This is a genomic window from Clostridium hominis, from assembly GCF_014287825.1.
In the GTDB taxonomy this organism is placed as follows: domain Bacteria; phylum Bacillota; class Clostridia; order Clostridiales; family Clostridiaceae; genus Clostridium; species Clostridium hominis.
In genome coordinates, this window is the sequence record NZ_JACOOO010000042.1 from 45,282 (window position 1) to 68,804 (window position 23,523).

Annotated in this window: 23 protein-coding genes and 1 pseudogene; 17 read left to right on the forward strand and 7 right to left on the reverse strand. The window is 29.3% G+C overall.

Going from position 1 to position 23,523, the window contains the following annotated elements; translation table 11 throughout:
- The first annotated feature begins 20 nt into the window (after positions 1-20).
- From H8S20_RS17600 to H8S20_RS17640, 10 genes are all read left to right on the forward strand, one after another.
- Positions 21-914, forward strand: a complete 894-nt coding sequence (locus H8S20_RS17600; protein WP_186860932.1) for an ROK family protein — start codon at positions 21-23, stop codon at positions 912-914.
- A 105-nt stretch (positions 915-1,019) separates the two neighbouring features.
- On the forward strand, positions 1,020-2,591 hold the full coding sequence (locus H8S20_RS17605; protein WP_186860933.1) for a carboxylesterase/lipase family protein: 1,572 nt from the start codon (positions 1,020-1,022) through the stop codon (positions 2,589-2,591).
- Between the two features lie 37 nt (positions 2,592-2,628).
- Positions 2,629-4,002 (forward strand): MFS transporter, encoded by a 1,374-nt coding sequence (locus H8S20_RS17610; protein WP_186860934.1) that lies wholly within the window; start codon positions 2,629-2,631, stop codon positions 4,000-4,002.
- Between the two features lie 225 nt (positions 4,003-4,227).
- The gene (locus H8S20_RS20560; RefSeq protein ID WP_243177758.1) at positions 4,228-4,521 is read left to right on the forward strand and encodes a GNAT family N-acetyltransferase; all 294 of its coding nucleotides are present in this window, start codon (positions 4,228-4,230) and stop codon (positions 4,519-4,521) included.
- Between the two features lie 4 nt (positions 4,522-4,525).
- Positions 4,526-4,750: a hypothetical protein gene (locus tag H8S20_RS20565; RefSeq protein WP_243177760.1), complete on the forward strand. Its 225-nt coding sequence runs from the start codon at positions 4,526-4,528 to the stop codon at positions 4,748-4,750.
- A complete protein-coding gene (locus tag H8S20_RS17620; RefSeq protein ID WP_186860935.1) occupies positions 4,743-4,955 on the forward strand; it encodes a hypothetical protein in 213 nt (70 codons plus the stop codon). The genes H8S20_RS20565 and H8S20_RS17620 overlap by 8 nt, the downstream gene beginning before the upstream one ends.
- 120 nt (positions 4,956-5,075) lie before the next feature.
- Entirely contained in the window at positions 5,076-5,951 is an 876-nt protein-coding gene (locus H8S20_RS17625) for an aminoglycoside 6-adenylyltransferase (RefSeq protein WP_186860936.1), read from the forward strand.
- Between the two features lie 204 nt (positions 5,952-6,155).
- Positions 6,156-7,784 (forward strand): hypothetical protein, encoded by a 1,629-nt coding sequence (locus tag H8S20_RS17630; RefSeq protein ID WP_186860937.1) that lies wholly within the window; start codon positions 6,156-6,158, stop codon positions 7,782-7,784.
- A 406-nt stretch (positions 7,785-8,190) separates the two neighbouring features.
- On the forward strand, positions 8,191-8,946 hold the full coding sequence (locus H8S20_RS17635; RefSeq protein ID WP_032118785.1) for an AIM24 family protein: 756 nt from the start codon (positions 8,191-8,193) through the stop codon (positions 8,944-8,946).
- Between the two features lie 174 nt (positions 8,947-9,120).
- Complete coding sequence (locus tag H8S20_RS17640; protein WP_366456574.1) at positions 9,121-9,543, forward strand: polysaccharide deacetylase family protein; 423 nt, start codon at positions 9,121-9,123, stop codon at positions 9,541-9,543.
- A 121-nt stretch (positions 9,544-9,664) separates the two neighbouring features.
- Here the strand turns inward: H8S20_RS17640 and H8S20_RS17645 are convergent, their stop codons facing one another.
- Both H8S20_RS17645 and H8S20_RS17650 read right to left on the reverse strand, forming a co-directional pair.
- Positions 9,665-9,934 (reverse strand): hypothetical protein, encoded by a 270-nt coding sequence (locus H8S20_RS17645; RefSeq protein WP_186860938.1) that lies wholly within the window; start codon positions 9,932-9,934, stop codon positions 9,665-9,667.
- 158 nt (positions 9,935-10,092) lie between these two features.
- Entirely contained in the window at positions 10,093-10,758 is a 666-nt protein-coding gene (locus tag H8S20_RS17650; RefSeq protein WP_207725354.1) for a hypothetical protein, read from the reverse strand.
- A gap of 245 nt (positions 10,759-11,003) precedes the next feature.
- Here H8S20_RS17650 and H8S20_RS17655 point away from each other — a divergent pair, with 245 nt between their 5' ends.
- Together H8S20_RS17655 and idi are read left to right on the forward strand one after the other, a co-directional pair.
- Positions 11,004-11,681 carry a Dph6-related ATP pyrophosphatase gene (locus tag H8S20_RS17655; protein ID WP_186860939.1) on the forward strand — a complete coding sequence of 226 codons (678 nt, stop codon included), beginning with the start codon at positions 11,004-11,006 and terminating at the stop codon, positions 11,679-11,681.
- Between the two features lie 189 nt (positions 11,682-11,870).
- Positions 11,871-12,404: an isopentenyl-diphosphate Delta-isomerase gene (gene idi, locus H8S20_RS17660; protein WP_366456554.1), complete on the forward strand. Its 534-nt coding sequence runs from the start codon at positions 11,871-11,873 to the stop codon at positions 12,402-12,404.
- Between the two features lie 63 nt (positions 12,405-12,467).
- Here the strand turns inward: idi and H8S20_RS17665 are convergent, their stop codons facing one another.
- Positions 12,468-12,764: a hypothetical protein gene (locus H8S20_RS17665; RefSeq protein WP_186860940.1), complete on the reverse strand. Its 297-nt coding sequence runs from the start codon at positions 12,762-12,764 to the stop codon at positions 12,468-12,470.
- A 200-nt stretch (positions 12,765-12,964) separates the two neighbouring features.
- Here H8S20_RS17665 and katG point away from each other — a divergent pair, with 200 nt between their 5' ends.
- From katG to H8S20_RS17690, 5 genes and pseudogenes are all read left to right on the forward strand, one after another.
- Positions 12,965-15,175 (forward strand): catalase/peroxidase HPI, encoded by a 2,211-nt coding sequence (gene katG, locus H8S20_RS17670; protein ID WP_186860941.1) that lies wholly within the window; start codon positions 12,965-12,967, stop codon positions 15,173-15,175.
- A 192-nt stretch (positions 15,176-15,367) separates the two neighbouring features.
- Positions 15,368-15,682 carry a hypothetical protein gene (locus H8S20_RS17675; RefSeq protein ID WP_207725355.1) on the forward strand — a complete coding sequence of 105 codons (315 nt, stop codon included), beginning with the start codon at positions 15,368-15,370 and terminating at the stop codon, positions 15,680-15,682.
- A gap of 106 nt (positions 15,683-15,788) precedes the next feature.
- Positions 15,789-17,165 (forward strand): MATE family efflux transporter, encoded by a 1,377-nt coding sequence (locus H8S20_RS17680; protein ID WP_186860942.1) that lies wholly within the window; start codon positions 15,789-15,791, stop codon positions 17,163-17,165.
- Between the two features lie 370 nt (positions 17,166-17,535).
- On the forward strand, positions 17,536-18,078 hold the full coding sequence (locus H8S20_RS17685) for a flavodoxin family protein (protein ID WP_186860943.1): 543 nt from the start codon (positions 17,536-17,538) through the stop codon (positions 18,076-18,078).
- A gap of 844 nt (positions 18,079-18,922) precedes the next feature.
- A pseudogene (locus tag H8S20_RS17690) lies at positions 18,923-19,237 on the forward strand (nucleotide pyrophosphohydrolase).
- 124 nt (positions 19,238-19,361) lie between these two features.
- Here H8S20_RS17690 and H8S20_RS17695 read toward each other — a convergent pair.
- The 4 genes from H8S20_RS17695 to H8S20_RS17710 form a co-directional block, all read right to left on the reverse strand.
- Positions 19,362-20,555: a DHHW family protein gene (locus H8S20_RS17695; protein WP_186860944.1), complete on the reverse strand. Its 1,194-nt coding sequence runs from the start codon at positions 20,553-20,555 to the stop codon at positions 19,362-19,364.
- Between the two features lie 15 nt (positions 20,556-20,570).
- Complete coding sequence (locus H8S20_RS17700; protein WP_186860945.1) at positions 20,571-21,977, reverse strand: MBOAT family O-acyltransferase; 1,407 nt, start codon at positions 21,975-21,977, stop codon at positions 20,571-20,573.
- Positions 21,978-22,000: 23 nt separating this feature from the next.
- Positions 22,001-22,510, reverse strand: a complete 510-nt coding sequence (locus H8S20_RS17705; RefSeq protein ID WP_186860946.1) for a DUF4358 domain-containing protein — start codon at positions 22,508-22,510, stop codon at positions 22,001-22,003.
- A gap of 113 nt (positions 22,511-22,623) precedes the next feature.
- Entirely contained in the window at positions 22,624-23,436 is an 813-nt protein-coding gene (locus H8S20_RS17710; RefSeq protein WP_186860947.1) for a GDSL-type esterase/lipase family protein, read from the reverse strand.
- Between the last annotated feature and the right edge of the window lie 87 nt (positions 23,437-23,523).

Below are 23,523 nucleotides of genomic sequence, written 5' to 3' on the forward strand. Positions count from 1 at the left end.
TAGATTAGGAGGCTGATACTATGAAAAAATTAGTTATTGATATTGGAGGAACAGCTATCAAATATGCCATTATGGATATGGATGCTACTATTCATGAAAAAGGGGAATTGGATACCCCTACAGATACACTGGAGCATCTTTTAGATGTCATTACAAGTTTATATTATAAGTTCAGAGATAAAGTGGATGGTATTGCTTTAAGTATGCCTGGTAATATTGATTCTGATACAGGAGAGATTTATACACCTGGTGCGCTTACATATAATGCTAATGTAAATATAATTAAAGCGATTCAAGAAAGAGTTAATGTGAATGTTGCTGTTGAAAATGATGGGAAAAGTGCTGCTTTAGCTGAATTATGGAAAGGAAATCTTTCAGATTGTAAAGATGGAATTGTATTAATCATTGGTACTGGAATTGGTGGAGGTATTATTCATCAAGGAAAATTAATTAAAGGAAAACACTTTTTTGCCGGAGAAGTCTCTTATTTGATGACTGACTTAAATTCACAAGGTATGGAAAATGTATTTGCTTTAAAGGGAAGTACAACAGCCTTGATTCTTCAAGTTGCAGCTTTAAAAGGAATAGAACCAAGTACTCTTGATGGAAAGAAAATTTTTGAATGGATCCATGAAGGAGATAAAGATTCCATGGCTGCTTTAGAAAATATAGCAAACAATATTGCTGTACAAATATATAATTTACAATGCTTATTTGATCCAGAAAAGGTATGTATTGGTGGTGGGATTTCCAAGCAGAAACTATTGATTGAAAAAATCCAAGAGAAATTAAATAGTATGTATGAAAAAATTCCGTTTCCAATACCTCATGCAATAGTTGAAAACTGTGCTTATTATAATGATTCTAATTTAATTGGTGCTCTATATAATTATAAAACACATTATGAATGTTAAAAGTCATGACAAGAAAAGTATAGTAAGTAAGTTTATCATTTTTAGATTAATGGTATAAAAAGAAAATTATAAATAAAATTTAGTATAAATGAGGAGGGCTTATAAATGGGCTTAAAATTTGAATATGATAATATTCCAGCAGTGAAAACAACAGCAGGATTTGTGAAAGGTTATCGATATGATGATATCTATACTTTTAAAGGTATCCCTTATGCTTATGCAGATCGATTTCAAATGCCAACAGATCCTAAATCATGGGAAGGTGTATTAGATACAACGTCTTATGGACGAGTTGCTCCATTAATGGTTCCAGATAATCCAAAGGGAGAAATGCTTGTACCACATATGTATTGGCCTGAAGATGAACATTGTCAATATATTAATGTGTGGACAAATAATTTAGATTCTAATGCAAAAAAACCAGTTCTTGTTTGGATCCATGGTGGAGGATATTTTGCAGGTTCTTCCATTGAACAACTTGCTTATGATGGAGCAAATATGAGTAAACATGGTGATGTTGTAGTTGTTTCATTAAATCACCGTTTAAATATCTTAGGATTTATGGATTTATCTCCATTTGGTGAAAAATATGAAAATTCTGCTAATGCTGGGCTTGCTGATATAGTTGCTGCTTTAAAATGGATTAATGAAAACATTGATCAATTTGGTGGAGATCCAGAAAATGTGACTTTATTTGGCCAATCAGGTGGTGGAATGAAAATTGGAGCATTAATGCAAATACCAAGTGCGAAAGGTTTATTCCATAAAGGAATTATTATGAGTGGTGTTGCTGGGGACTTTATGAAACCTTGTGAGGGTGGAGATGGACGTGCCATTGTAACTGCAATGTTAGAAGAATTACAGATTCCAGTAAGTGAAGTTGAAAAAATAGAAACAGTTCCTTATCAAAGGCTAGTAGGTGCTTATTTAAAAGTTGTTCAAGATGTAGCTAAAACAGGTGCTTATGTTGGAAATAATCCAATGATTAATGATTACTTCCTTGGAGAAGCACAAATGACTGGATTCAGTGAACAAGCAAAAAATACACCTTTAATGGTTGGAACAGTGTTTGGTGAATTCAACAGTTTTGCTCCTAGTCAAATAAACAAATATGAATTAAGTGAAGAGCAAATGATTGAAATGATAAAAGAGCGTTTCCAAGATAAAACATCTGAGATTGTCGAAGCATTTAAACAAGCATATCCTGATAAAAAAATTATTGATGTATTAAGTTTAGATATGGTATTCCGTCCATTGAGTAAACATTTGGTAAATGCAAAATCACAATATAGTGAAGCACCTACATATACGTATGTATTTTCATTAGATTTCCCTTGCTATCATGGTAAACCAGCATGGCATTGTGCAGATATTCCATTTGTGTTCCATAACATTGATAAAGTACCAGTAGCAAACATAGAAGGTGTTAGTGAAGAATTACAAGACAACATGTTTAAAGCAATTATAGAGTTTGCGAAAACTGGAAATCCAAATCATGAAGGTATTCCTCAATGGAATGCATGTACACCTGCAGATGAATCAACAATGATTTTTGATAAAACATGTGAAGTTCGCCATAATTTTGATGATGAAATTTTAAGAGTGGTAAAAGAAGCACTACCAGAGTTAACATTAGAAACTATATTAGCAACTATGGGAGACGAAGTTCAGCATTAGTAAAAAACAATGGTATAAAAGGATAGGGGGGTATATTATGAAAACAGTAGAGTCTGTTTATACAGAAAAAATAGGGGTTGGAGAAAAACTAGCATATGGTTGTGGAGATTTAGCAAGTAACCTAGTTATGGTTCTTACAGGGACATACATTTCATTTTTCTATACAGATGCACTTGGTCTTAATGTAGGTATTGTTGGAACTTTAATATTAATATCACGTTTTTTTGATGGTTTTACAGATATAATTATGGGATTTATTATGGATAAAACTAAGTCAAAGCATGGTAAAGCACGTGCATGGATGCTTTGGCTTGCAATTCCTTTTGGAGTATGTACGGCGCTTTTAACTATGGTTCCTGACTTGGGTAATGTTGGGAAGTATATATATGTATTTATATCTTATAACGTTGTTACTACATTTTTGTATACGGCAATTAATATTCCTTATGGGGCACTAAATTCACTTATGACTAGAGATCAAACTCAACGTGAAAGTATTAATGTATTCCGTATGACTATGGCTCAAATTGGAGGCCTTATCATAAATGCATGTACATTACCATTTATAAATGCAGTGGGAGGTTCTACTAATCAATCATCATGGATGATAGTTTCTAGTGTTTATGGTTTTATTGCAGCGGCATTATTTTTACTTTGTTTTGCTAAGACAAAGGAGCGTGTTAATGTAGTTTCAGATGAAGATCGTAAAATTGGATTTATTAAAACTCTAAAATTAATGATGAAAAATGATGCTTGGCTTCTTATATGTGCTATATGGATTGTAAATATTCTTGGTATGGCTATAGGAATGGGAGTTGGTGTTTATTATGCAAAATATATTCTTCATAATGAAGCATACTTCGGATTTTTAGCTGTTATTCAGCAAGGAGTTTCAATTGTATTAATGGCAATGATGATGCCATTTGTTAAAAGATTTGGAAAGCGTAATGTAGCTCTTGTTGGAACTATAATTTCTCTTATTTCACAACTTCTTATAATAGTAAATCCAGCATCATTTTCATGGCTTGTAGTTTGTAACATAGTAAAAGGAATTGGGTCAGCACCATTAATGGCAACATTGTTTGCAATGATGGCGGATTCTATTGAGTATGGTCATTGGAAGACTGGAGTACGTATTGAAGGTACATTATACAGTGCCACAACATTTGGAGCAAAAGTTGGAGGAGGAGTTGGAATGGTAGCTGCAACAACTGTTCTTGGAATGGCAGGATATAATGGTGCACTTGCAGTTCAAAGTGAGTCTGCCCTTAGAGCAATTTCTAATTTATACATTTATGCTCCTATAATCTTCCTTGTAATTCTACCTATTCTTTATTGCTTCTACAAACTTGATAAGCAATATCCTCAAGTTATAAAAGAATTAACTGAACGTGAAAATAAAAATAAGTAAATTTAAACTATTATAGATATAAAATTAGTAAAATACCGTAGTATTCAAAAGAGAATATGCGGTATTTTTTAGTGTGAAATTCAAAAGCATTACGAATCATTTTCATTATTACGAAGTACTAATGAAAATGATTTTTGAAAATTGAATAATACGGTATTAACAGAATATGTTATAATTTAGTTAAGCTGTATAGCTAAATTACAACCTGCAACTAAGAGGTGAATTATGAAATTTATTAGATTATTATCTAAAGATGACAAAATGTTTAATGACGCTATTATGTTATATCGAAAAAGCTTTCCGTATCATGAGCAAAGAAAAATTGAATCTCAAAAGGAAATATTGAGTGATAAAGAATATAATTTTGATTTAATTTATGATAATGATAACTTTATAGGGATTATTCTTTATTGGGAAACATTAGATTATATATATATTGAGCATTTTTGTATAGAGCCTAATATGCGTAATAAAAAGTACGGAGAAAATGCACTTGAACTACTCAAAAAAAAAGAATAAAACAATGATATTAGAAATTGATCCACCTATAGATGAAATATCTATTCGAAGGAAATTGTTTTATACACGAGTTGGATATAAAGAAAATACCTTCAATCACATCCATCCGCCGTATAGTAAATTTAATAAGGGACATTCCCTATCAGTTATGTCATATCCTGATTTTTTAACTCAAGTTGAATATAATAACTTTAATTCATATTTAAAGAATAGAGTTATGAATGTCTAGATTTTATAACTATCATATATATAACACAGTATTCTTTAAAAGTATTAAACTATTACGTAATCGTATTGTTATATTCGTTAATGATGGTTCAAATGCAGTATTAAGAAAACTTGGTTTTAATATTGAAAAAGAAGGCGCTTTCAAAAAAGTGGAACTAATATTGTTTACAAAAATTATACTTATAGAATTGATGTATAATAAATAACAATACTTATTCAATGTAATTATCAAGTGTTTAACAATATTATAAACACTAAACTACTATTTGCTGATTAGTTTAAATTTAAATATTAATAAAATAGTATCGCTAATTGGGGGGAAGAAATTGAGAGACGAACAAGTAATGATGAAACTTATATTAAATATTGCAAACTCAGATGAACGTATTAGGGCTGTTTATATGAATGGGTCAAAAGTAAACTATAATGTGAAAAAAGATGTTTTTCAAGACTATGATATAGTTTTTGTAGTTTCAGAAACTAAATCGTTCTTGGATGATAAGAACTGGATTAACTTATTTGGGGAAATTGCAATTGTTCAGGAGCCTGATTCAAGAGACTTTGGTTGGGGAAGTAACCATGATTGTAACTATTCATATACTTGGCTAATGTTGTTTAAGGACGGTAATAGAATTGATTTACGCATAGAAGTAAAAGATGTAGCATTGGAAAGATATCTTTCAGATACATTAACACAAAAGCTTTTAGATAAGGACGATTTTTTACCAGAGATTTCTCCTTCTAACGATATGACTCATTGGATTAAACCACCGACAAAGGAAATGTATTTTGGTTGTTGCAATGAATTTTGGTGGTGTTTAAATAATGTAGGGAAAGGGATTGGCAGAAATCAAATTCCTTATGCTATGAGAATGTATACTGAAGTTGTACATCCACAGCTTGATAAAATGATTGAATGGTATATTGCAATGAATAATAATTTTACCATTTATACAGGGATGTGGGGGAAATACTTTAGTAAATATCTGCCTTTAGAATTTTATGATATGTACTTAAATACATATTCTGATTGTGATTTAAATAATTTTTGGGATGCTATTTTTACTTGTTGTGAGTTTTTTAGTATCATAGCAAAACAAGTTTCTGAGAAGTTTGATTATATATACAATATAAAAGACGAGGAAAATATAATGCAATATCTTAACAATATAAAGGATGATCTTTATTATATTATGAGTTAATTAAGATGCTTTATCTTTGGAAAATACATGGTATGACATTTGTAAGTGATGCTATAATTAACCCATAATAGTATTATTTAATAAGCTATATAAATATAGAGAGACGTATTTAAGGTAATTTAATGGAAAATAGATCAACTCAATTAAAAGCAGAAAAAGAAATTAATATAATATTTTTGTATAAACCAAGAAAGGAGAGAATCTATGACTAAAAGAGATAAGATAATTTGGTTTATAATAACTGTAATTATTATTTGTATATTTGTAATTAATTATAATGAAGGAAAGAATGATTCTATAGAATTAGTTGGAAATAATGATAAGTATTATTTTGCACTTTATAACAATAATAAATTTACACTTGAAAATAAACTAAGTGATTTTCAGTTAGTTACTTATGATAAAGAAAGTAATAAGAAAAATGAATATGACTTATCTAATATTGGTAATGAAGTTTTTGCTGATATGAGAGAAGCAAAGTCATCAGGAGATTGGATATTAATTAAGGAGATTCAAAATAGAAAGATTGTAGGAATAAATGTTACTAATGGAACTACTGAAATTATATTAGACAAAACACCTAAAAATGAAGAGATCTATGCAATAAAAGATTTAGAGATTAATGATAATAAGCTTATTTATTCTTATGTTTCTAACCTTAAAACTACTGTGGTAGTAAAAGATATAGTTACAAAAGAAGAGTATGAAATAGGGACATTTGATACCATAGAAAATATTCCTTTAACAATATATAAAGATAAGGCAGCTTATATTTTAGATAATAAAATTAATATTTATAGTTTAAGTGATAAAAAGATTATTGGTACATCGGATAAATTATATAGTGGAGAATTACTATTATACGAAGATAATATTTATACATATAGTAAAGGTGAGTATTATGAAGACTTGGTTAAGTTAGATTTTCAATTTAATGAGGAGATTATTCTTGAAAAAGTAATGGGGGAATCTAAGTTATATTATGACAATGGCAGAATTGTTTATGATAAGTACTTTTATGATACTAATGATAATAATCTTTATTTAAAAATTATAGAAAATTCATGGACTTATAATAGGCTGTTACTTGGTGAGTATATATATTCTAAGGATTCTAAATATGAAAAGTTAAAGGCAGGGGAAAATTACTATCAGTATCCTTTAAAAGTTGAGTTTATAAGAAGCAATAGGAAAAAAATTAATGATGAAGAGGAAGTTGTAGTATTAGCTGGAGGAGAAGTTGCAGTAGTTAAAGCAGATACTAATTATGTAATAAGAAGCTTTGAAGGCTTTAATGTAGATGATAGATTTATACTTTGGGATTTAACATATGAAAATAATAAGGTTTATAATATAGCTGAAAATGATTTAGGCGAATTAGAGCTATTAGCTATTGATATAAACACAGGGGACAAGCAGTTAGTTAAAAAGGTTAATGAAAGTAAGGAGCATATAAAACACTTAACTATTAATAATGGTGAATTAGGATACCTAGTACAAGATGGAAAAAAATCCGTACTGGTAACTTATAATATAGAGACAAAAGAAGAAAAAAACATAGGGATAGATATAGCAGGAGATGTTTATCAAATATTGTTTAATGATAAATACATTGTAGTATTACCTTGGGATGAAAGAAAATTATACGTACTAGGAAAAAGAACAGGTGATATCATAAGTAAAAGTGAAAATATGTATTTCACACTTTTTGATATAAATGAAGATGGTATATTAGTAGATACTAATGGTGGATATGAAGTGTTAGATTATAGTCTTAATAAATTAAAGGCATATAGCAATTATGATAAAGCATTAAAATACTTTGAAAAATAACAATAATATAGGGACCTATATAGAAAAAGAATAATATATAAGTAAGGGGAAAATAGCTGCTACTAAAAAAGTAGCAGCTATTTTGTTCTAAAAAATCAATTATTTACATAGGGGTAAAAGGTCATATATGTTGTATAACTTCTAATCTACAAAGATAAAGTATTAAAGATTAATTAACAATTATACTTTTAAATAAAATACTCGTAAATGATTATTAAATTCAAAAAAACTACAAACTTAATTTAGGTATAGGGAATAAATGGGTGACTTAAGCACATTGATTCTACATAGTTAAATAGTGATTGTTAGATGTGATAATTAACCATAAGAAAAAGCTATAGATTTATCTATGGCTTTTTCTTATGGTATAATATTTATGTAATTTTATTAATTGGAGGTAGCAATTATGGTTAAATGTAATAATTTATATGATAATAAAAATATAGATCTGATAGCATCAAAAGGTGGAGTTAAGGTACTTGAATATAAGAAGGATTTGAGTGTTAATACTGGAAATGCTATGGCTGCATATTATGCATCAGAGATGAATGTGAGAAAGAGACAAGTATTAATTGAATTAAATGGTAATGCATATACAATTAGTGCTGGAGCTATGCAATGGACGTCTGGTAATGTAAAAATGGCAGCTGATGTTAAAGGGATTGGTGATTTTTTTGGAAAGGCAATTTCTTCAAAGGTTACAAAGGAATCATCAATTAAGCCTAAATATGAAGGAAATGGGTTATTGATGTTAGAGCCTACATATAAACATATTCTTCTTGAAGATGTTTCAGAGTGGAATGGATTAGTTTTAGATGATGGGCTTTTTCTTGCTTGTGAATCTAGGATAAAACAGAAGGTAGTTGCAAGAACTAATTTATCTTCAGCAATGTTAGGAAATGAAGGTTTATTTAATTTATGCCTTGAAGGAGACGGAATTGCAGTTCTTGAAAGTCCAGTACCAAGGGATGAACTTATAGAATTTATATTAGAAAATGATGAAGTTAGAATTGATGGTAACTTTGCAATTGCATGGTCAAAATCTTTAGATTTTAGAGTAGAAAAGTCAAGTAAAAGCTTAGTTGGATCAGCAGTTTCAGGTGAAGGATTTGTAAATGTATATCGAGGAACAGGTAAAATTCTTATGGCACCTATAGTTTAATATAAAAATTAGTCATTAAAAAAGTAGATAGATTTGCTTTTACACAAGTCTATCTACTATCCACAAAAGGACGGTTAGACCCATCATTTTTTTTATTATTTATTTAAAGTATATTTGATATAATTTAAGTAAAGAGAGAATTATATTAAAGGAGAAGATTATGAGAAAAACAAGATTTTTGTATCCGCAACACATCCGCATTTAGAGGAGTTAAATGAAGATAATATTCTTAAAGAAGTTTTAGGTGATAAAATTAATTTAGAAAAAATTTATGGAGGCGTAATTAGAGGTATGTCTTATCCTTTTGGTACATATAACTCAAAGGTTAAGGATATTATTAGGTCATGTGGAGTTGATTATTCAAGAACTATTGTTGAAAATGAAGATATTGAAGAGTTTGCAGAGATGGTCAGCAATAAAAATGATATTTGGTATGCAACTAATATTGAAGTTTATGATTATATAACGTCTATTAAGTCTCTTAGATTTCCAGGAGATAAGTCAAGAGTTTACAATCCTAGCTCGTTAGATATATGGATTAGTATTGATGGAAAAACTGTAAAAATAGGATCAAGAAAAACAATTGAATTATTATAGAACTTAAGTCAAGTGCAAGCAAATTCACAGAGTTATACTAGATACGCCCTTTAGTAGATTTTTAACAAAGGGCGTGTTTTTTATATACAATAGAGTATAACAATCTTTAGACTTAGCTACATTAATTGTTATTAAAGAAGTTGTTAGCATTACCATTATTAAAGTTAAAGTTATTATTACCGATAGTCTTATTAAAATTACGGCAACTAAACCCACTACTATTAAAGGCGTTACAATAGCCATCCCAAAAGCAGTCATGACCAAAGGGGCTTCCCCTAAAAAGAAAAATTATTATTAATATCCAAATAAAAGATATATCAAAATTATTATTAGCAGGGTTATTACAGTGGTTATTGCAACAGGCATCATCGAAGAAATCATCTTTTGCCATATAAAATCTCCTATAATTAAATTTATACTTATATAATATTAAAGAATGAACGGTTATGTTATAGTATAGTAAAATATAGCTAATAAAGGTTTAAAAGCACGTTTTTAGAAAATAAATTGCGTGCATCCAACTAAGTTAGATACACGCAATTTTACGTTCTATTTATTGTTTTCTTCTTCCTGTTTTTTTAGTATCAAATTAGATCTTCTATTATCTAAGGGATTATGATTTTTAAATTCTATAGATTCATTTTCTTGCGGATTCATAATTACTTTCCAAAGAGGAAGTCTACCATCAGGAGTGTTTGCAACAACTGAAATATTACCATGAGTATTATGAAGAACCCAGCTATAAGTATCATTTACTACTAAATCTAAATCTTCTTTGGAAATTGAAGCATAGCCTTCTTTTTTATCAAACTTATCCTTTAATATTATAGAAATAGTATTTTCGTCTTTTTCTTCATATTCATTTCTAGTCTTCTTTTTAGCTAGATCTAAATTACTTCTTCTATTATCAAGAGTATCACCATTTAAATGTTTTATAGGTGCTTTTGGACTAACATTTAATAATACACTTGCTATGCTTTGTTTTAAAGGTTTGTTTTTGCTGTTTTTCTTATTTTTACTTATGTTTTGAGCTATATAATTATTATAATCCTTATTCCATTCTGCAAACCAAGTTCCCATATCATTTATTAAAGCTAAATCAGCTTCGTCAATTTTTGTAATAAGTTCTGTTCCGTCTTTTTTTAGAATTGTAATATATGCAACATTATCTTTAACTTCGTAAGAGTTTCCTATATTTTTATATATTGGTTTCAATTTTAACACCTCATAAGATTTATATTTTCAAAAATATTGTATTTGTCCACAAAATAATACTTTTAATTACTTATTTTATTATAGACTAAAATATAGCTATGTAAACTATATTATACAATAAATAATAAATATAAAGCTAAATAATAACCATTATTAATAAAGTTAGTTAAACTTTTAATAAGAATATATGCTAGAATTATTAGATATATAGAAGTACATATGAAATTAGGATAGGTGATATAGTAGTGAAGAATTGGATTAATGGTGCTAAGGGTAAAAGGTTTATAGCTTCATATAGTGGAGGAAAAGATAGTACATTAGCTTTATATAAAGCAATGGAGCAAGGGACAGCTTTGGGTATTATTGTAATGATGGAGGAAAATGGTGAAAGATCAAGAGCTCATAGTTTATTTCCAGATTTACTTAAGGCACAAGCAAAGGCCAGAGGAATTCCGTTATTTATAGGAGCAGCAAATTGGGATAACTATGAGATGGTATTTGTTGAAATACTAAAGGAAGTAAGGGGGATAGGAGCAGAGGTTCTAGTAACTGGTGATATTGATATTCCAGAAGAGAATTGCTGGCATGAAAGAGTTGCTGGTGGTGTAGGACTAGACCTTGGGATACCTCTTTGGAATATGGACCATAGAGAAGTAGTTAAGGAGTTTATTTCTTTAGGATTTGTAACTAAGGTTATAACAATTGATACAAGAAAAGGAATGAAGAAAGAAGACTTAGGAAGGATTCTTTCTTTTGATTATATGAAAGAACTAGAGGATAGGGGGATTGATCCTTGTGGTGAAGGTGGTGAGTTTCATACTGTAGTTATAGATGGACCGCTTTTTAAAGAAAAGCTAGAAGTTAAAGAGGGAAATATAACTTCAGATGGACATTATATGTATCTAACCTTAGGGTTAAAATAGAAAATAATCTTTGGGACTTAATTTAGTTGGTAAGGTTATTACTATGTGAGGCATTAATTATTAAGAAGAATTATTAGAGTTATGTAAAAACAAATCTTGAGAAAAAGATTTTGATGATAATTATTTAGACCTCTTAAAAACTATTAAATAAAGTATTATGATATAATACTTATATAATTTAAAAAGGACGTGAAGAAAATTAAAGAAGAAAGAGTAATTTTAGTAGATGAAAATGATATAGCCATTGGTGATATGGAAAAGATGGAGGCTCATCATAAAGGAGAATTACACAGGGCATTTTCTGTTTTTATATTTAATAGCAAAAATGAACTTTTATTGCAAAGAAGAGCTTTGAATAAATACCATTCAGGAGGATTGTGGACCAATAGTTGTTGTAGCCATCCAAGAGTAAATGAAGATTTACTTAAAGCTGCTGAAAGAAGATTAGTTGAAGAAATAGGAATAAAAACTAAATTAAAAGGAGTTTTTTCATTTATATACCGTGCAGATTTAGATAATAATTTAATTGAACATGAGTATGATCATGTGTTTTTTGGTAAATATGATGAAGCACCAAAACTAAATTATGATGAAGTTATGGATTATAAGTGGGTTTCTTTAGATGATTTAGTAGATGATATTAAAGTTAATAGTGATAAATACACTTATTGGTTTAAGGATTCAATTGAAAAAGTTATATCATATAGAAAATTGGTAGAGTGATTTGAAAGTAATGTAAATATATAAAATAGGATGCAGTTTTGCATCCTATTTTTTTCTAAATAATTAAGTTAAGTAAATTATCCTTGGTATTATGTCAATTGCTAAAGAGGTTACTAGTAAAATTGCACCACTTATAATTTGATATTTATAATATTCAGGTAGTTTCTTTTTTAGATTTAATCCACTAAAGATAACAAGAGTAAAAGTTATTGAGCGTAATATTGAACTAGAAAGACTGCTATTATTTAAACTTTCTATGAAATTTCCACCACTAAAACTTAAAAATGTTACGATTAATGAACATATAATTGAAAAAGCTAGTAGGAATTTTCCTAATTTGTTATAAGATATTTTCTCCATAAACTCCCCTCCAATTTTTAAAAGTACCAATAAAGATACTGAATATATATTTATTATATAGAAGAAATAAGAAATATAAAACATATTTCTAATGTTATTTGCGATAGTTAGTTATATGTGAATTTATATCTTTAATATAATAAATTAAGGAACTTAGTTTGTGAAATGTTAATTAAATTAAGGAGAAGGAGGATAATGTTATGACTGAATCAAAATGTCCTGTAACAGGTAATACAAGTGTATCTATAGCAGGTAGTGGATATAGCACTAAGGATTGGTGGCCAAATGAACTAAATCTTCAAATTTTACGTCAAAATTCTGAATTAAGTAATCCAATGTCGAAATGTTTTGATTATGCTAAGGAATTTAAAAAACTAGATCTTAAAGAAATAAAAAAGGACTTAATTAACTTAATGACAGATTCAAAGGAGTGGTGGCCAGCTGACTATGGTCATTATGGACCATTATTTATACGGATGGCATGGCATAGTGCAGGAACTTATAGAATTGGAGATGGTAGGGGTGGAGCTGGAAGAGGAACTCAACGTTTAGCACCACTTAATAGCTGGCCTGATAATGTAAATCTAGATAAAGCACGTCGTTTACTTTGGCCTATAAAAAAGAAATATGGAAATAAAATTTCATGGGCTGATCTTATGATATTAACAGGTAATTGTGCACTAGAATCTATGGGAGTAAAGCTAATTGGTTTTGCTGGTGGACGTGAGGATGTTTGGGAACCGCAAGAAGACATATATTGGGGTAGCCCTAAAAAGTGGCTTGGGGATAATAGTGATCCAGAAAATAAAAAGTTAGAGAATCCACTTGCTGCTGTTCAGATGGGATTGATTTATGTAAATCCAGAAGGGCCAAATGGGAAACCAGATCCAATATTATCAGCTAAAGATGTTAGAGAAACATTCTCACGTATGGCTATGAATGATGAGGAGTCTGTGGCACTTATAGCTGGTGGTCATACATTTGGGAAATGCCATGGAGCAGGTTCTGCTACATATGTTGGGCCTGAACCAGAGGCTGCGCCTATTGAAGAGCAAGGACTTGGATGGAAAAACAGCTATGGAACTGGTAATGGTGAATATACTATAGGAAGTGGTATAGAAGGTGCGTGGAAGGCAAATCCAACTAAATGGACCATGGGTTATTTAAAAACATTATTTAAATATGAATGGGAGCTAGTTAAAAGTCCTGCAGGCGCATATCAGTGGTTAGCAATTAACGTTGATGAAGAGGATATGGTAGTAGATGCTCATGATCCATCAAAGAAACATAGACCTATGATGACTACAGCAGATTTATCGCTTCTATATGATCCTATATATGAGAAAATAGCAAAGGAGTACTTAGAAAATCCAGAAAAATTCTCTGATGCTTTTGCTCGTGCTTGGTTTAAATTAACACATAGGGATATGGGACCAATATCAAGATATCTTGGATCAGAGGTACCAACGGAAACTTTTATTTGGCAGGACAATGTACCAAAAGCTAATTATAAATTGGTTAATAAAAAGGATATCATCCATCTAAAGAAAAAGATTTTAGCTTCTGGATTATCAATATCAGAACTTGTAAAAGTAGCATGGGCATCTGCTTCTACCTTCCGTGGATCTGATAAACGTGGAGGTGGAAATGGAGCAAGAGTAGCTCTTGAGCCACAAAAGGATTGGAAAGTTAATGAGCCAAAAGAACTTAAAGCTGTTTTAAATACACTTGAAGATATTAGGGTTAAATTTAATGGGTTAAAATCAGGAAGTAGGAAAATTTCCCTAGCAGATATAATTATACTTGGGGGATGTGCAGCCATTGAAGAAGCAGGAAGAAAAGCAGGACATAATATTACAGTTCCTTTTACTCCAGGACGTATTGATGCAACACAAGAACAAACCGATATAAAATCATTTTGTGTACTTGAACCTAAGGCAGATGGATTTAGAAATTTTATAAAAGAAAATTTGGATATAAAGGCGGAGGATATGTTAATTGACCGCGCACAGCTACTTACATTAACAGCACCTGAAATGACAGTATTAATTGGTGGTATGCGTGTGTTAAATGCTAATTATAATAATTCTAAGGATGGTGTATTTACAGAAAGAGAAGAATGTCTTACAAATGATTTCTTTATAAATCTTCTTGATATGGATACAGTGTGGAAACCAACTTCTGAAGATTCAGATAGATTTGAAGGTCGTGATAGAGAAACAGACAAATTAAAGTGGACAGCCTCAAGGGTTGATCTCATATTTGGTTCTAATTCACAACTTCGTGCAATAGCAGAGGTATATGCATGTGACGATAATAAAGAAAAGTTCTTAAGTGATTTTATATCTGCTTGGAATAAGGTAATGAATGCAGATAGATTTGATGTTGAACGTGAATCAACTGAAGAATAAAGAAATTAGCAGCAATGATAAGAGGTAACAAGGCAACAGAAGTAGAGTTTAAAGAATTACTAGTGGCAAGCAGTAGCTTGTCACTTTTTCCTTAGATATGATGAAAAAAAGTAAAATTTGAATTCTCATAAATTTGTAGTAGAATAATATATAGGATGAAAGGAGTGGCATATTTGGAGTTTTTTTGGATTAATGGCATTTATATTTATGGCAGTGTATGCAGCTTATCCAGGTAAAATCAAAAAAATGGAGAGAGAAATAAAAAATATTAAGAGAAATTTAAAGGGGGAAAATTCTATGTCTAAAATACTAACTGACCTTATAAATAAAAAATGTAAAGTAATTAGTGAAGATGGCCTTGCAATAGGGTTAAATGATAAAGTTGAATGTACTATATTAGATGTCGATGATGAATGGATTAAGATTAGCTTTATTGATAAAAAAGTAGGAGAAAAAACACATATTTTACGTGTTGATTCAATAAAAAGAGTAGATTTAATAGACTAAGAAAAAGTAAATAGAATTTTGGGATTAAGTAGTACAAGTCTAAAAAGTTATATTATAAACATGAAAGTAAAAAGAAAAAATATCAAAATTGGGGTAAGGTATAAAAATGGAAAGCAAAAAAATAAGTTTAATAGAAGGAAATGCAAAGATAGGAATGTTGAAGTTTGCATTTCCAATATTTTTAGGGCAAGTATGTCAGCAGCTATATAATGTTGTAGATGCAATAGTTGTAGGTAATTATGTAGGACAAAATGCTTTAGCGGCAGTAACAAGTACTGGGGCATTAATATTTTTATTAGTAGGATTTTTTGGAGGAATGTTTTCAGGTGTTGGAGTAATTATTTCTAGATACTTTGGGGCAAATGATGAGAAAAAGATAAAGAAGGCTGTTGGAACTGCAGTATCCTTTGGATTGATTAGTGGGACTATCCTTACTATAGTAGGCACTTTATTGACACCTACTCTTTTAAGGCTTATGGGAACTCCTGATAATGTCTTTCAAGATTCATCAATATATATAAGAACATATTTTACAGGTATACTATTTGTTGTTATGTATAATACAGCGTGTGGTATATTTCAGGCAGTGGGGGATAGTAAACGTCCTTTATATTATCTTGTTATATCTGCAGTAATAAATGTTGTTTTAGATATATTATTTGTGGGATTTTTTAATATGGGTGTTATAGGAGCTGCAATAGCTACAGTAATATCCCAAGGTACAAGTGCCTTTTTGGCTTTTTTTAGATTAGCTCGTATTGATAGCATATACAAGGTAACTTTGAAAGGTATTTGCATAGAAAAAAGTATTCTTAAAGGTATGATAAATATAGGATTACCTTCAGGTATACAAAATTCCGTTATAGCTTTTGCTAATGTAGTTGTTCAATCTAGTGTTAACGCCTTTGGAGCAGTTGTTATGGCTGGTAATGGTGCATATATAAAATTAGAAGGTTTTGCTTTTATACCAGTTACAGCATTTTCTATGGCAATTACTACGTTTGTAAGTCAGAATATTGGGGCTGAAAACTTTGATAGAGTAAAAGATGGAGCAAGATTTGGAATCATATTCTCATGTGTCTGCGCAGAGCTAATTGGATTAGTTATATTTGTACTAGCCCCATATCTTATAAGTATATTTGGAAATAATCCTGAGGTTATAGCAGTAGGAACACAAAGAGCTCACTTAAATGCATTATTTTATTTCTTACTGTCATTTTCACATTGCATATCTGGAGTATTAAGGGGAGCTGGACGATCAAAGATACCGATGCTTACAATGCTAATTTGTTGGTGCGTAATACGTGTTTCATATATAAAAATAGCTACATATTTCATAAATAATGTAGCTGTAGTATTTTGGGCATACCCTATTACATGGTTTTTAAGTTCAACTGTATTTTTAATATATTATAAAAAATCTAATTGGCTTGAAGACTGTAAAAATAAAATGTTAATTGCAAAAGCTGAGAGTAATGCTTAAGCTACAGAGAAATCTGTAGCCTTTTTTATTTTTTAGGCAAGTTTCAGAAAGGCGTATGAGCTAAGAAAATCGACGGCTTTTTATGTCGTCTTGTCAATGTTTTTATTTAAATTTAAGAAATGGTATTGACTTTAAGTTAACTCCAAGGAGTAAGCTTATTTTATTGGAAATAAGTATAAGATAAAAATGTGTGACTATAATGGAAAAGGAGTAATTATTTATTTTTCTAGGGAGGGGAATAACTATGTGAATGGTTCTATTAAGAATTTAGTTGTAGGTAATACAGGGGTAGCAGCAAATGAGTGGTGTGAACCCATTTGTGATGAAGAGTATTTAAAATTAAAATAAAAATAGATAAGGGGTTAAGGAAATGAGTAAAAAAGTATTGATTTTATCTTCAAGTCCACGAAAAGGTGGAAATTCAGATTTACTTTGTGATGAATTTATGAAAGGTGCAGAAGAAAATGGTAATGATGTTGAGAAGATTTTTATAGCAAAGCAAAAAATAAACTATTGTATGGGATGTGGAGTATGTAATTCAACTCATAAATGTGTCCAGAAGGATGATATGGCAGAGATTCTTGACAAGATGGTATCTGCTGATGTAATTGTACTAGCTACACCTGTATATTTCTATTCAATGGATGGCCAACTAAAAACACTTATTGATAGAACTGTGCCAAGATATACAGAGATATCTAATAAAGATTTCTATTATATAATGACGGCTGCAGATACAGATAATAATATGCTTGAACGTACTATAGAAGGATTGCGTGGCTTTACAGAAGATTGTCTTAGTGGGACAAAAGAAAAGGGAATTATTTATGGAAATGGAGCATGGGAAAAGGGGGAAATTAAAAATACTCCAGCATTTTCGCAAGCATATGAGATGGGAAGAGGAATAAAATAGAGTATCAAAAACGATAAGAACTGCGTTTAAGTGTAGTAGAAAAGTATAATACTTAAACGCAGTTCTTATTACAAAAAGGTATGTTATTTCTTAGTAAGATAAGATATTTAAACTTACTTTGATTAATTTGCAACCATATTTCCAACTTTTCTAAAGATTTACAGTCTGTGAAATAATGTTCTGCACCATCTAAAACTGTTAGTTTAGCTGAGTGGTCAGATATAAACTCGTCTATTGTACTTCTTTCAGTAAGGCTATCTTTAGAAGGGTAAAAAATATAAGTATCTACAGTCCATTTATTAATAGGATTTTCTTTTGTATATATCCAATAATCCCAGTATAATGTTTCTCCAACCGGAGTAGGAATTGAATTTTCTTTTCTTAAATCATCCTCAGTTATATTGAACCTTTACAACCCATTTTACCATGGACATATATATAAATCTTATCTGAATCTGGTCCCCATATTAATGTTGGTATATTATCGATTAAAATGATTCTTTTATTTATCATTACCAAATATCTCCCTATTTAATAGTTTTTTATACACAAATTAATCTTATATTATCATTATTTACAAGTTTATTACAATAAACCTTTTATATTTTGAGGAATGAATAGGGGAGTAAGAAAATAATATTTAAAAGTAACGTAATTACATTGAAGATATAAAAATAATTAGTTGCTTTTAAATAAAATACTCGTAAATGAGTATTAAAACAATTAAAATCATACTTAACAAAGATAATAACTTATAATTTATACTACAAATATACTTATGTTATAATATGATTAATATATAACTATGTTTAGATATATAATTTTCATTGTCAAGGAGAACTTTATGAATAATACAATAGAAAGAATAAGAAAATTTAGAGAAGATAGGGATTGGGATTAATTTCACACACCAGAAAATCTAGCAAAAGCTATAAGCATAGAAGCAGGAGAGTTATTAGAGCATTTCTTATGGGATAATAAATACAATAAAGAAGAAGTATGTGAAGAGCTAGCTGACGTTATGGTTTATTGTTTACATATGGCAGATTCTTTAGGCGTCAATATTGAAGAGATTATAAATAAAAAGATGGATAAGAATGAAAAAAAATATCCAGTAGAAAAAGCTAAAGGAAATAGTAAGAAGTATACTGAATTATAAAAGTAATAGAAGATTGGGCATATACTTAGACGTTGTCCTATGAAAAATATAAGTCAGATTAAATTACCTTATTAAAAACAATACTAATGAAGGGATTTAATCTGACTTTTTAGCAGGAAGCAATTTAATTTTCAATATTTAATATAGAATCATCGCTATTAAAAGTATTAGCGTTATATAAAAACAGTACATCTGTTATTTCTCTATTTTCAATTAATTTATCTAAGTCATCATAATAATACCTTAAATCAACTACATTAATTTCACCATAGTGAGCTGTTAAAAAAGGTAAGAAGCAATTTGCGAAAGAGTCCTTAATAATTAATAACCTCTTATTTGGATCACCTAAGGTTTTTATATTAATTAGTGGGTGATTTCCACCAGTAAACACTTCATATTTATCCTTTTTATCTAAGTAGGTGCTATCAAAGAGACTTGTACTCTTCCTTTGTTCATTTACATAATTAACAACAAAGTCTGATTCCTTAGGGATATATACGTCAATGCTGTCTGCTTTTTTTCCTTTTATACCTACTTTAGAAGATAGACTTCCATAAAATGAATTAGTAACAGTAACAACATCAAATTCATTAATAGGACTTGGTGTTAATCCTAAACTTTCACACATTGCTGTGTAAGCAATATAAGCACCTTTACTTGTCCAGTGATGGTCTGTTTTATAAAAGATATATTCATCCTTGTTTTCGTTTAAAGCTTCATATGGATTTATAGTATTAATTTTATTATTTAATCCAGAAAAAATATTATTTATGTAATCTAACTCATCATCATTAGGAGCATATTTAGGCAATTTTTCTTCAAGAACTTTAGTTGCTGTAGGTGTTAACATAAAGCTTGTATTTAGGTTGCTATGTCTTTCATAAAAAGAGTTTATAGCAGCTATTTTAGCGTTAGTTTCTTCCTCTGATCCTTCTTTAAAGCTTTGAAGTAGTTGTCCATCTTTACCAATAAAAATAGAGTTACTTTCATTTTTACCTTCTAGCTTTTCTAAATTAGACTTAATACTGATAAAGCCTTTTTTGCCAGCAAAATTATCTTCTACATACTTCGTATATTCCTCAGTGAACTCTCCACTTAAGAAGCTTTTTATTGTAAACTTAGGCATTGTAGCTAGTGGCCTATTTTCTTCTTCTGAGAAGGCTTTATCTACCTTTAAAAGATTAAAAAGTATTACAATTACAATAAAGCCTGTGAATATCAAAGACATAAGTATATTTAGAGCTTTATTATTACGTTTAAATTTTCCTTTATTTTGTTTTTTCGTTTTAGAATTATAGTCAATTTTTTGATTCTCCATAAAAACACCTTCTTTTTAGAACCTAAAGTATAGGAAAGGATTATAGCTTGCCCCTACCAAATAAGCAGTAGAGATTATTAAAATTAATAAGTTAATTGATGCTACTAAAAATACGTCCTTTTCTTTTAAGGTAGATTTAAGTTTATTAGTATAATTTTTAATTAATTTTGTACTACAGATTAATCCTAAAAGTAGAATAATAAAATTAGTACTTAAGATGTATTTAGCCATATTATCAATAAATATGTTACTACCAAGTCCAAACATTATTTTAATATAGTGACCTGCAGCAGGAAGTGTATTCATATCAAAAATAACCCATCCTATGATTACAATTATTAATGTATATATATGTGAAAATATAGTAGGGATTCTTTTTAGTAAATCCTTTAAGTATAATTTTTCTATAAGTAGAATTACTCCAAAATATAAGCCCCAAACTATAAAATTAGTGCTTGCTCCATGCCATAATCCTGTTGCAAACCACACAACAAATAAGTTTCTAACTTGAATAAGTGTACCTTTCTTATTTCCACCTAGTGGAATATAGATATATTCTCTGAACCATCCACCTAAGGACATATGCCATCTTCTCCAAAATTCAGTTATACTTTTTGAGATATATGGGTAATCAAAGTTTTCTAAAAAGTCAAAGCCAAACATTTTAGCAAGACCTATTGCCATATCTGAATATCCACTAAAGTCAAAGTATATTTGAAGGGTAAAAGCAATTATGCCTATCCAAGCTAATACAACTGATAGATCATTTAAAGGTATCTCCTTTACTTGTGACCAAATTAGTCCTATATTATTTGCAAGTATTACCTTTTTACCTAAACCAATAATAAATCTTTGAACTCCTTCTCCAAACTTAGAGATACTTTCTTTTCTGTTAGCAAGCTGTTTGTATATATCGTTATAGTTAACAATAGGTCCTGCAATAAGCTGTGGAAACATTGTAATATAGGCTGCAAAATCTATTAAGTTCTTTTGGGGTTTTACCCTTTGCATATAAATATCAGCTATATAAGAGATTTGTTGGAAAGTATAAAATGATACTCCAAGTGGCAGAGCAATACTTTTAACCTGTAAATTTAAGCCTAAAATAGAACCTAAGCTTTCTATAGCAAATCCATAATATTTAAAGAAGAAAAGCACACTTATGTCTATAAGTAGTACTGTTATAAAAACAAATTTAGACTTCTCCTTGTCACTAATATATTTTCTAATTAATAAGGCTCCGAAATAATTTATAAGTATTGATACTATAATAAGTAGTACATATACAGGTTCTCCCCAGGCATAGAAGATTAAACTAGCTAAAAGTATAATAGAATTTTTAAACCTTTTAGGTACGATATAATAACTTACTAAAACTAGTGGTAAAAATATAAATATAAAAATTAAACTACTAAAAACCATAGTGACTCACTCCAATTACTTCTTTATTTAAAGTTATCTTTAATTATTTTGTGTATAGATGAAACATTTTCAGATACAATAAATATCAAATATTGTCCTTCTTCTTCTAATACAGCATTTTCAATAATATTATATTTTTCTGGCCTATAGTTTTTAAAGCTTTCTCCTTGCTTTTGTAGTCTTTTATTAATTTTTGATTTTATTTCAGATATATCGGTATCTTCCTTAACCTTTAAGAATAATATTTCTTCAACATCCATATTACTCTTAGGTGAATAAGAAATGAAATCTTCAATATCATTACTATTAATATAATATAGATTTTTTAATGTTTTTTTATCTCCAACATTTACAAAATCCAAGTTTATATTTTCTTCTAAATCACTTTTAATTGCAGCAATACTAGCAGTTTTAACATTTAGCACAGGGTATAAACCTATAAATAAAACTATAAGTATAGCAATCTCAATTAAATAATATTTTCTATATTTCTTGCGGTTATTTAAATTCGTTTTTTTATGTTCATGTATCATATTTAATCCTCACTGAAAATTTAATAATATAACTATAATAAATGTAATGATAATAATGATATTCACAAGCTTAGCGATTATGAAAGTTTTAAGCTATATAGCCAACTTATAGTTTACTTTATATAATCAGTAAGATGATCTAACATCAGAGGATAAAAATCATATTTATAGTGAATTCCATCTTGTTCATGTAGATAATCTTTTCCGGCTATTATGCTAGCTAAATCTATATAAGTGCTACCAGTAACATTGGCAACTTCATTAACCTTTGACCTAAATTCATTTAAGTTCTCATTAGTTAATCTATAATTTGTATCTACTGCATTAGCCATTACAGGCAATGGAGATATTAAATAAATATTTGCTTTTGGCAATACTGCTTTTATTGAATTAATAAGCTCAATATACTTTTCCTTAAAGGTATTAGAGTCTTGTCCAGATAAATTAATATCAAATTCAATAACGTCATTCATCCCATATAATAAAACTAAGTTTTTAGGATTTATACCTTGAAGCTTGTCTATATTCAGCATAGCTTTTACTACAGTATCACCTTTATTTGAGATTACGTTATAACTATCAAGAATTTCAAATTCAGATAATGATTCAGTTATAGAATCACCCATAAAAACAGTATTTTCATAGTACTTAGCGTAATTAATATCAGCATTAGCAGAGTTTTGATTATTTGAAGTGTCAGTAGTAGTATTTTCTGTGCTCTTACTATTCTCCTTTAAAAGTTGATTTTGATACGAATCTATCTTATCTTGGACATCATCTAAAGATTTACTTTCTAATTGGGCAAGATAATCTTTTCCTGGAGAGCTTTTACTTTTAAAGACTCCACTTACCATACCTGTAATAAATGCATACGTAACATAAAAAGCTGTTATTAAAGTTACTATTAACAATATTTTTCTTCCCATTGTACTTCCCTCATATTAATAAATTTCAGATTAATTATAAGATATATATTTTTAAAGTTTGTTACAAAAGGGTTACAGATAGATGAC

What these genes read in the sequence shown, in the direction of transcription:
- H8S20_RS17600 (WP_186860932.1), top strand. Translation starts at nt 21, where the DNA reads ATGAAAAAATTAGTTATTGATATTGGAGGAACAGCTATCAAATATGCC.
- H8S20_RS17605 (WP_186860933.1), top strand. Translation starts at nt 1,020, where the DNA reads ATGGGCTTAAAATTTGAATATGATAATATTCCAGCAGTGAAAACAACA.
- H8S20_RS17610 (WP_186860934.1), top strand. Translation starts at nt 2,629, where the DNA reads ATGAAAACAGTAGAGTCTGTTTATACAGAAAAAATAGGGGTTGGAGAA.
- H8S20_RS20560 (WP_243177758.1), top strand. Translation starts at nt 4,228, where the DNA reads ATGAAATTTATTAGATTATTATCTAAAGATGACAAAATGTTTAATGAC.
- H8S20_RS20565 (WP_243177760.1), top strand. Translation starts at nt 4,526, where the DNA reads ATGATATTAGAAATTGATCCACCTATAGATGAAATATCTATTCGAAGG.
- H8S20_RS17620 (WP_186860935.1), top strand. Translation starts at nt 4,743, where the DNA reads ATGTCTAGATTTTATAACTATCATATATATAACACAGTATTCTTTAAA.
- H8S20_RS17630 (WP_186860937.1), top strand. Translation starts at nt 6,156, where the DNA reads ATGACTAAAAGAGATAAGATAATTTGGTTTATAATAACTGTAATTATT.
- H8S20_RS17635 (WP_032118785.1), top strand. Translation starts at nt 8,191, where the DNA reads ATGGTTAAATGTAATAATTTATATGATAATAAAAATATAGATCTGATA.
- H8S20_RS17645 (WP_186860938.1), bottom strand. Translation starts at nt 9,934, where the DNA reads ATGGCAAAAGATGATTTCTTCGATGATGCCTGTTGCAATAACCACTGT.
- H8S20_RS17665 (WP_186860940.1), bottom strand. Translation starts at nt 12,764, where the DNA reads ATGGAGAAAATATCTTATAACAAATTAGGAAAATTCCTACTAGCTTTT.
- katG (WP_186860941.1), top strand. Translation starts at nt 12,965, where the DNA reads ATGACTGAATCAAAATGTCCTGTAACAGGTAATACAAGTGTATCTATA.
- H8S20_RS17675 (WP_207725355.1), top strand. Translation starts at nt 15,368, where the DNA reads ATGGCATTTATATTTATGGCAGTGTATGCAGCTTATCCAGGTAAAATC.
- H8S20_RS17680 (WP_186860942.1), top strand. Translation starts at nt 15,789, where the DNA reads ATGGAAAGCAAAAAAATAAGTTTAATAGAAGGAAATGCAAAGATAGGA.
- H8S20_RS17685 (WP_186860943.1), top strand. Translation starts at nt 17,536, where the DNA reads ATGAGTAAAAAAGTATTGATTTTATCTTCAAGTCCACGAAAAGGTGGA.
- H8S20_RS17695 (WP_186860944.1), bottom strand. Translation starts at nt 20,555, where the DNA reads ATGGAGAATCAAAAAATTGACTATAATTCTAAAACGAAAAAACAAAAT.
- H8S20_RS17700 (WP_186860945.1), bottom strand. Translation starts at nt 21,977, where the DNA reads ATGGTTTTTAGTAGTTTAATTTTTATATTTATATTTTTACCACTAGTT.
- H8S20_RS17705 (WP_186860946.1), bottom strand. Translation starts at nt 22,510, where the DNA reads ATGATACATGAACATAAAAAAACGAATTTAAATAACCGCAAGAAATAT.
- H8S20_RS17710 (WP_186860947.1), bottom strand. Translation starts at nt 23,436, where the DNA reads ATGGGAAGAAAAATATTGTTAATAGTAACTTTAATAACAGCTTTTTAT.